General features: G+C 74.1%; 6 protein-coding genes. All 6 read right to left on the bottom strand.

Features of this window, described 5'->3' with window-relative positions:
* Window positions 1-403 (bottom strand): chlorite dismutase family protein (locus tag VER05_RS04695; protein WP_324844240.1); only part of this gene is annotated, 403 nt, incomplete at its 3' end.
* A gap of 41 nt (window positions 404-444) precedes the next feature.
* Window positions 445-1,623, bottom strand: a complete 1,179-nt coding sequence (locus tag VER05_RS04690) for a ferrochelatase (protein WP_324844239.1) — start codon at window positions 1,621-1,623, stop codon at window positions 445-447.
* A gap of 114 nt (window positions 1,624-1,737) precedes the next feature.
* Window positions 1,738-2,772: a carbohydrate ABC transporter permease gene (locus VER05_RS04685; protein ID WP_324844238.1), complete on the bottom strand. Its 1,035-nt coding sequence runs from the start codon at window positions 2,770-2,772 to the stop codon at window positions 1,738-1,740.
* Window positions 2,769-3,698: a sugar ABC transporter permease gene (locus tag VER05_RS04680; RefSeq protein WP_324844237.1), complete on the bottom strand. Its 930-nt coding sequence runs from the start codon at window positions 3,696-3,698 to the stop codon at window positions 2,769-2,771. The genes VER05_RS04685 and VER05_RS04680 overlap by 4 nt, the downstream gene beginning before the upstream one ends.
* A 1-nt stretch (window position 3,699) precedes the next feature.
* Entirely contained in the window at window positions 3,700-5,094 is a 1,395-nt protein-coding gene (locus VER05_RS04675; protein WP_324844236.1) for an ABC transporter substrate-binding protein, read from the bottom strand.
* Window positions 5,095-5,159: 65 nt separating this feature from the next.
* Window positions 5,160-6,830 carry a glycoside hydrolase family 13 protein gene (locus tag VER05_RS04670; RefSeq protein WP_324844235.1) on the bottom strand — a complete coding sequence of 557 codons (1,671 nt, stop codon included), beginning with the start codon at window positions 6,828-6,830 and terminating at the stop codon, window positions 5,160-5,162.
* Window positions 6,831-6,866 lie beyond the last annotated feature (36 nt).

Genomic DNA, 6,866 nt, shown 5'->3' with positions numbered 1-6,866 from the left:
CGCCCGCGAGGAACGCGGGCACGTGCCCCCGGTTGAACTCCGCCGGGCGGTGCAGCGCCACGTTCGACCACACGGGCTCGAGGTGCGCCCCGAGGCCGCTCGCGCGCAGGTGCTGGTAGGCGCGCTGCACCGACTCGACCGTCGGGCCGTGCCACCACACCATGAGGTCGGCGTCCGAGCGCAGGCCCGCGACGTCGTACCAGCCGCGCACGACGAGGTCGCCGTCCGGCGCGGACGGGTCGTCACCGCCGCCGACGGCGGTCAGCGCGTCGGCCACGAGGCCCGCGCGCTCGTCCGCGTCGGCGGGCAGGGGCGCCGCCGTCGCGAAGACGGACCACATCGCGTAGCGGATGGTGGTGTTGATCTGCTCGTGGTCCGCGGGTACGCGCGCGGCGTCGTTCATCGGGGTTCCTCTCGGGTCCGTGCGGGGGTGTCCGCCGGGGTTCAGCTGTGGATGTCCGTGCTGCACAGCGCCGGGACGCCGCTCGGCTCGCCGTCGCGGCGCAGGCAGCAGCCGGGAGCGCACACCGAGCGGAACGCCGGGAGCGCGCCGACCGTGGCCTGCTCGACGTCCTCGCCGCGCGCGAGCGCCGCGCGCTCGACGAGCAGGTCGACGAGACCGCGCACGAACGGCTCGCGCGTGCTCACGGTGCCCGCGCGGACCGCGGTCATCCCGAGCCCCGTCGCCGTCTCCATCGCCTCGGTGTCGAGGTCGTACGCGACCTCCATGTGGTCGGACACGAACCCGATGGGCGACATGACGACCGCGGTGGTGCCGGCCTCGGCCCGCTCGGCGAGCACGTCGTTGATGTCCGGCTCGAGCCACGGCTGCGACGGGGGGCCGGACCGCGAGCAGAACGCCAGGCTCCAGTCCGGCGACACCCCGAGGTCGGCGGCCACGAGCTGCGCGACCTCCCGGCAGGCGTCCTGGTGCTGGGCCAGGTAGCCCGGGCGCGCGGCGGCCGACCCGGCCTCCATCGCGAGCGGGATCGAGTGCGTGACGAACAGCAGCGGCGCCTCGGCGGCGACCTCCGCGACCGGGCGGCCGACCCGGCCGGCGAGCTCGGTGAACGCCTCGACGACCGCGTCGGCGTTGGCGCGCACGAAGCCCGGGTGGTTGAAGTAGTGCCGGAGCTTGTCGACCTGGACGCCCGCGGCGGCCTCGGCGTCGGCGCAGCCGTCGGCCTCGCCCGCGACGCCCGCGAGCGCCGCGGCGACGTGCTCGCGGTACTGCCGGCAGCCCGAGTAGGACCCGTAGGCGCTGGTCACGATCGCGAGCACGCGGTTCGCGCCGCGCTCGCGCAGGTCCGCCAGGGCGCCGTCGGTGTACGGCTCCCAGTTGCGGTTGCCCCACGCGAGCGGGGTGTCGATGCCCCGGGCGTCGAGCTCGGCGCGCAGGGCGGCGAGCAGCTCGCGGTTCTGGTCGTTGATCGGGCTGCGGCCGCCGAACAGCGCGTAGTGCTGGCTGACCTCGACGAGGCGCTCCTCGGGGATGCCCTTGCCGCGGGTCACGTTCCGCATGAACGGCAGGACGTCCTCGGGCTTCTCCGGGCCGCCGAACGAGAGGAGGAGGAGGGCGTCGTACGGTGCGAGCGACGACGCCGTCACGGTGGAGGAAGACACCGCCTCATCATCCCATCGGGGCCCGGGCCCGCCCGCCGGGAGCCGGGGCGCCCCGGCGTGATCTTGATACGACGGGGCGTCAGATCATCACCGCCGCCGGGGCGGGCCCGCCGATCACCCCTTGACCGCCCCGCCGAGCCCCGCGCCGCGGAGGAACAGCCGCTGGAACACCAGGAACAGCAGCACCGGGATCAGCGTCGAGATCGCCAGCGCCGCCATCAGCACCCCGAGGTCGGTGGTGGCCTGCAGCGACGGCAGCCGCACGGACAGCGGCTGGATGTCCGGGTCCCGCAGCACGAGCAGCGGCCACAGGAAGTCCTTCCACGACGCGATGACGGCGAACACCGACACCACGCCGAGGATCGGCCGGCTCATCGGGAGCACGATCGACCAGAACAGCCGGAACGGGCCCGCCCCGTCCACCCGCGCGGCCTCGAACACCTCGCGCGGCAGGCTGTCGAAGAACCGCTGCATGAGCAGCACGTTGAACGCGCTCGCCCCCGCGGGCAGCCACACGGCCCAGTACGAGTTCATCAGCGACCGGCCGAGCAGGGGCGGGTCGAGGATCACCAGGTACAGCGGCACCAGCAGCACGACGGCCGGCACGAACAGCGTCGCCAGCACCGCGGCCTGCACCACCCTCGCGTACCGCGGCCGGAGCACCGACAGCAGGTAGCCGCCGGTGGTCGCGACCAGGATCTGGCTGGCCCACGCCCCGGCCGCCAGCACGACCGTGTTGAGGAAGTACCGGCTGACCTGCACGTCGTTCCACGCCGCCGACAGGTTGTCCCACGCGACGCCGTTCGGGAACACGGCCAGCGGCGTGCGCAGGATGTCCTGGGTCGGGGTGACCGCGAACTTGGCGAGCAGCACCAGCGGGCCCAGGCCGCACAGCACGAGCAGCGCGAGCAGCACCCCGTGGGACAGCCGCATCGAGCGACGGACGAGCGGGCGACGCCAGTCCGCGGGCGACAGGGCGCCGCGGTCGGCCTCGTCGGGGCGGGGGCCGGGACGCCGGCCGCGGCGCGGACCCCGGCGGGGCCGGCCGCGACCCGGGGCGGCCGGGGAGGCCGCCGCACCGGCCGCGACCCCCGCAGCGGCGAGGTCGGCCGCCGTGGTCGGGCCCGCGGGACTCGTCGACGTCGTCATGTCTGGCTCCAGGACCGGGTGAGGCGGAAGTACACGACCGAGAGCACGGCCAGCACGGCGGCGAGCATGAGGCTGAGCGCGGTCGCCGCCCCGTAGTCGCCGCCCAGGCTCTGCCCGAACGCGTACCGGTAGACGAGCAGCAGCACCGTGATCGTCGCGTTGGCCGGGCCGCCGTCGGTGAACAGGTACGGCTCCAGGAAGACCTGCGCGGTCCCGATGATCTGCAGGATGAAGGTGATGAACAGGACGCCGCGCAGCTGCGGCATCGTCACGTGCCAGACCTTGCGCCACACCGACGCCCCGTCGACCTCGGCGGCGTCGTACAGCTCGCCCGGCACCGAGGTCAGCGCGGCCAGGTAGATGATGATCGTCCCGCCCGCCGCGGCCCAGGTGGCCTCCAGCACCAGCGACGGCATCGCCCAGTCCGCGTCCTGCAGCCAGGGCACCGGCCCGACGCCGACCCAGCCGAGCATCGTGTTGAACACGCCCTCGGGCCGCGCGTCGAAGAAGAACTTCCACAGCAGGACGGCGACGACCGGCGGGACCACCACGGGCAGGTACGCCAGCGCGCTGTACAGCCCCTTGGCCCGGCGCACCTCGCTCATGAGCACCGCGGCCAGCAGCGGCACCGGGTAGCCGAACAGCAGGGCGAGCGCCGCGAACCAGAGCGTGTTGCCGACCGCGGTGGCCAGCAGCGGGTCCGCGAGCACCGTGCGGAAGTTGTCCAGGCCGACCCACGCGGTGGTGACCAGGTTCGTCTCCTGCAGGCTCATCACCACGGCCCTGCCGATCGGCAGCCAGGAGAACAGCCCGAACACCACCAGCAGCGGCAGCGCGAAGACCAGCGTGCTCAGCCCGCCGCGGCGGACCCAGGTGACCGGGGTCCGCCGCGGACGAGCCTCACGAGCGTCGTGGGTCAGGGCCACGTCAGCCCGCGTTCTTGTCGAGGATCGCCTGCACGTTCGCGTCCGCCTGCTCCAGCAGCGCGTCGATGTCGGCGTCCTCGTCCGTCAGCACCGCCTGGACCACCGTGTCCAGCGCGCCGTACAGCTCCTGCGTCGAGCCGGCCGGCTCCGGGACCAGCGGCTGGTCGAAGATCACGTCGGTGAAGCCGGTCATCTGGTCGAGCGGCACGTTCACCAGGTCGGCGATCCACGTCTGCGACTCGTCGTACTGCTCCTGGCTGAAGATCGGCAGCACCGGGGTGCCGACCGGCTGGTCCGAGGCGACCAGCGTCTCGGCGTCCTTCACCGCGGCGTCCTGGTCGGTCAGCTTGCGCAGGTAGTAGAAGTCGATCCACTTCACGGCGGCCTCCTTCTGCGCCTCGGAGGCCGAGGTGCTGACCGCGGCGAGCGTCCCGCCGCCGAGCACGCCCGCGTCGTCGCCCTCGAGCGGCACGGCGGTCAGGCCGTAGTCGTCGGGGTCGATCGCGTCGGTCTGCACCAGCGAGGTGTAGACGTCCGAGCCCGAGGTGTACATGCCGACCTGGCCCGCGGCGAACGCCTGGTTGATCGACGACCAGTCGAGCAGGAAGTTCGCGCCCATGGAGTTGTCCTCCCAGCGCAGGTCGTGCAGGTACTCCAGGGCCTCCTTCGTGCCCGCGTCGTCGAGCGTCGCCGTGTACGTGCCGTCGTCGTTCGTCGTCTCCACCCGGCCGCCGCGCGCGTAGCTCGCGACGGTCAGCTGCCAGCCGCCCGTGTTGTTCTGCGTCATCGTGGCGTAGCCCGCCTGGCCGGTGGCGTCGGCGATCGCCTTGGCGTCCGCGCGCACCTCGTCCCAGGTGGTCGGCGGGTCGTCCGGGTCGAGGCCGGCCTGCTCGAACAGCGCCCGGTTGTAGTGCAGGCCGATGCCGTAGACCGACTTGGCCGGGATCGCGTACACCTTGCCGTCGGCGCCGGTGCCGGCCTCGAGGACGTTCGGGTTGAAGTCGTCCGCGTAGGGCAGCGCCTGGAACTGGGCGTCGATGTCGGCGAGCTGGCCGTTCTCGATCAGCGTCTTGCCGTCGGTGAACGGGATCTCGAAGACGTCCGGCAGAGTGCCGCCGGCGAGCTGGGCGGCGAACGTCGTCGCCTTCCACTCGTACTCCTCGGGCTGCACGTCGATGTCGGGGTTGGCGGCCTCGAACTGGGCGACCTGCTCGTCGAAGGCGTCGAACGCCTCCTGCTCCGAACCGGGCAGCAGCGACACGACGCGCAGGACGGTCTTACCGCCGGACGTGCCGTCGCCCTCGCCGGCGTCGTCGGAGCCGCTGCTGCACGCGGCGAGCAGGGTGAAGGACAGCGCGCCGGTCAGGGCGAGCGCCGTCGTGCGTGAGGACCTCATCGTCACTCCTCGGGTCGGGTGGTGCGGTGGGTGGGTGGGGTGGTCGGTGCCGCGCCGGGACGCGGTCAGGCCGGGACGGCGCGCAGCCAGGCGGCCGTGTCGGGGTCGAGCACGGCGCCGTCGACGGGGCCGCTGGCCAGCAGCACGCCGGCGTGCGGCGGCAGCGCGACCGGGCCGGCGGACAGGTTGACGACGCACAGCACGTCGCCGCGGGCGAACGCCAGCACGCCGGGGCCGGCGTCGAGCCAGCGCAGGTCGCCGTCGCCGAGGCCCGGCTCCGCGCGGCGCAGCGCGAGCGCGGCGCGGTACAGCCGGAGCATCGAGCCGGGGTCCGCCTCCTGGGCCGCGACCGTGCGCCCGGCCCAGTCGGCGGGCTGCGGGAGCCAGGGGGCGAGGGGCTCGGTGCCGGGGCCGGCGGGCCCGGCGGCCGAGAAGCCGTACGGCGGCCGGTCACCCGACCACGGCAGGGGCACCCGGCAGCCGTCCCGCCCGGGGTCGACCCCGCCGGACCGCTCGTGCATCGGGTCCTGCACCGCCTCGGGCGGCAGGTCCTCGACCTCGGGGAGCCCGAGCTCGTCGCCCTGGTACAGGTACAGCGACCCCGGCAGCGCGGCGGTGAGCAGCGCGGCCGCCCGGGCCCGGCGGGTGCCGAGGTCGAGGTCCGTCGGGGTGCCCGCGCGCTTCGCGGCGAACGCGAACGACGAGTCCGCCCGGCCGTACCGGGTGACCGGGCGGGTGACGTCGTGGTTCGACAGCACCCAGGTGGCCGGCGCGCCCACGCCCCGGTGCGCGGCCAGCGTGCGGTCGACCGACGCCCGGAGCGCGGCGGCGTCCCAGGGCTGGGCCATGACGTCGAAGTTGAACGCGGTGTGCATCTCGTCCGGCCGCAGGTAGGCGGCGAACCGCTCGGCGTCGTCCAACCACACCTCCCCGACCAGCACCCGGGTGCCTGCGTAGGAGTCGGCGACCTTGCGCCAGGCGCGGTAGACGTCGTGCAGCTCGTCGCGGTCGAGGTGCGGGTGCCCGCCGGGGACCGGGCTGCTGCCCGCGGCCGGGAGCTCCGGCAGCGCCGGGTCCTTGACCAGCAGCGCGGCCGAGTCGATCCGGATGCCGGCGACGCCGCGGTCGAACCAGAACCGCAGCACGTCCTCGTGCTCGGCCCAGACGTCCGGGTGCGTCCAGTTCAGGTCGGGCTGCTGCGCGGTGAACAGGTGGAGGTACCACTCCCCCGGCGTGCCGTCGGGGTTCGTCGTCCGGGTCCAGGTCTCGCCCCCGAAGCTCGACTCCCAGTGCGTGGGGATGCCCGCGCCGTCCGGCCCGGCCCCCGGGTGGAACCAGAACCGCTCGCGCTCCGGGGAGCCCGGGCCCGCGGCCAGCGCGGCACGGAACCACGGGTGCTGGTCCGAGACGTGGTTGGGGACGACGTCGACGATCGTCCGGATGCCGAGGTCCAGGGCCTCCGCGATCAGCGCCTCCGCCTCGGCGAGGGTGCCGAACGCGGGGTCGATCGCGCGGTAGTCGGCGACGTCGTAGCCGCCGTCGGCCATCGGCGACGCGTACCACGGGGTGAACCAGAGGGCGTCGACGCCGAGGTCCCGGAGGTACGGGAGCCGGCTGCGCACGCCCGCGAGGTCGCCGGTGCCGTCGCCGTCGCCGTCCGCGAACGAACGAACGTAGACCTCGTAGATCACGGCGTCCCGCCACCAGGTGGGGTCGTCGTTCGGGGGATGCACCACGGCGTGCCTCTGCTCTCGGCCGATCCGCGGTCGTCG

This window comes from Cellulomonas sp., from assembly GCF_035634735.1.
Lineage (GTDB): Bacteria > Actinomycetota > Actinomycetes > Actinomycetales > Cellulomonadaceae > Cellulomonas.
This window is presented reverse-complemented; position numbering and strand designations above follow the sequence as displayed.

Coding starts and splice junctions, on each gene's coding strand:
- VER05_RS04675 (WP_324844236.1), bottom strand. CDS start 5,094: ATGAGGTCCTCACGCACGACGGCGCTCGCCCTGACCGGCGCGCTGTCC.
- VER05_RS04685 (WP_324844238.1), bottom strand. CDS start 2,772: ATGACGACGTCGACGAGTCCCGCGGGCCCGACCACGGCGGCCGACCTC.